Below are 2,034 nucleotides of genomic sequence, written 5' to 3'. Positions count from 1 at the left end.
CTTAACAATGCGGACCAGGGTGGGACATTTTATTTTGGGAGATTAATATGGAAGTCAATAATAACAATCAGAAAGCTAGAATTAAAAAACCTACTACATTTACAGAGCAAATAAACATATTGAAAAATAGAAACCTGCAAATAGACGATGAATCGCAGGCAATAAAAATCCTTAGCAGGATCAACTATTACCGTCTAAGTGCTTATATGCTTTCTTTTAAGGTCGGTGATAGGTTTCATGATGGGGTTTCTTTTAGTGATGTTTATAGCCTTTATGAGTTTGATAAAACGCTACGCAGTATGATTATGGGTGTATTGGAAACGATTGAAATTGCTTTTAGAACCCATATTGCATATTTTATTGCTCATAAATACGGGGCGATGGGTTACGAAAAATGCGAGAATTTTAGAAATATAGATTACCATAGTAATATGATGCGGAAATTTCAAGAAGAGATAGAGCGAAGTGATGAAATCTTTGTGCAACATCATAAATCGGCATATGGGGGGGTTTTCCCTATTTGGGTCGTTATTGAATTAATCTCCTTTAGTGTGTTGTCAAAAATGTACAATAACCTTAAGGAAGAAGATCAAAACGAAATAGCCAGTAATTACTATCACACAAAAGGTGAGTACGTTAAAACATGGTTGTATACCCTATCTGTTTTTAGAAACATTTGTGCTCATTATGGAAGATTATATGATCGTAGGTTAAAAATTACTCCAAAATTGTTTAAGGCGGACAGGAAAAAAGGGATAAATAACAATACCGTGTTTTCTGTCTTTTTTATTATGGGAAGGTTGTTAAAAGATAAAAGTATGTGGGGTAATTTTGTAACGAACCTTTCGGCTTTAATCGAAAAGAACGAAAAGGTAGATTTAAAACTAATGGGGTTTCCGGTGAACTGGGAGGAATTGCTTAGGGGTGTGTAACTTATAGAAGCCTCAGTTTGGTTATACCCATAGTGTAGATTCGTATATTAAGCGGGTATGGAATTCTCACTTTATTTGTGTCATTATTAGGCTTAATTTACATTCCTTATTTTCCCAATTATTTAAATATTACTTATATCTTATAAAGGATTTAGCTAAAAGAAGATGATAAAAAATCCCAGATTATTTAATCTGAAATTCAAGTAATTTCTATCGGGGTTTGGGAAAAAACGGTTAATAGTTATAAGTTAAATAGGGAATTCACAATTGATGGAAATAGAATTAAGCTACCTAAATTGGGCTGGATTCGCTTTGCAAAAAGTAGGGAAGTAAAAGGTCGTATTATAAATGCAACAATCAGATGAAATTCAGGTGGTTAACATTTCGTGTCTATTTTAGTTGAAACAGAAGTTCAAAAGTTACCACAAATAAATTCAGTAATTGGTATTGATTTAGGATTAAAAGATTTTGCTATTTTGTCTAATGGAACAACTTGTGTTAATCCCAAATTTTCCCGAAGCGTAGAAGAAAAATTGGCATAAGCAATGGATTACGGTTGTCAGACTTCATGAAAAGATTGTAAATGCAAGAAATGATTACTTGCACAAAATCTTTACTGAAATTGTTAAAAACCACGACATCATCGGTATGGAAGATTTGTCAGTAAGTAATCGGAAGAATGTTAGAATATAAGGCTAAATGGTACGGCAAGCAAATTGTTGTAGTATCAAAGACCTTTGCATTCTTGTGGCACACATCACGATAGAGATATAAACGCAAGTTTGAATATTCGAAATGGAGTTATAAGATTTCTAATCGTAGGAGCTATGGGGATATCCCGGTGGTAGTTCAATTACGGGAAAAAGATATTAAAGGAAACAATTAGGTTGGGAACCTTTAGAAAGTCCTTGTTCTTTAAGTGGTCAAACAAAACGGGCAGAGGTCAAGGAATTGATTCGAAATTTACAAAAGACAAATGCTGCTTTGTTCACTAATTTGGCTGCTGCCATGCGTCAGGGTCAGCGTGAACAAAGATGGCCTGCTTTACCTACACGAAAGGTATTAAAAGAAAAAAGTAGGTTGTTTTGGTTAAAGTAAATTT

Annotated in this window: 2 protein-coding genes and 1 pseudogene; all 3 read left to right on the top strand. The window is 33.8% G+C overall.

All coding sequences use genetic code 11. The features are described 5' to 3' along the window. Positions 1-47 precede the first annotated feature (47 nt). Positions 48-932: an Abi family protein gene (locus GX687_06635; GenBank protein HHX97113.1), complete on the top strand. Its 885-nt coding sequence runs from the start codon at positions 48-50 to the stop codon at positions 930-932. Between the two features lie 272 nt (positions 933-1,204). Next, positions 1,205-1,780 (top strand): annotated as a pseudogene (locus GX687_06630) (transposase). A 103-nt stretch (positions 1,781-1,883) separates the two neighbouring features. Then, complete coding sequence (locus tag GX687_06625; protein ID HHX97112.1) at positions 1,884-2,030, top strand: hypothetical protein; 147 nt, start codon at positions 1,884-1,886, stop codon at positions 2,028-2,030. Positions 2,031-2,034 lie beyond the last annotated feature (4 nt).

It is taken from the genome of Clostridia bacterium (assembly GCA_012841935.1).
GTDB lineage: Bacteria > Bacillota > Peptococcia > DRI-13 > DTU073 > DUTS01.
Note: the sequence above shows the minus strand (reverse complement) of the source record. Positions and strands in the feature narration are given on the sequence as shown.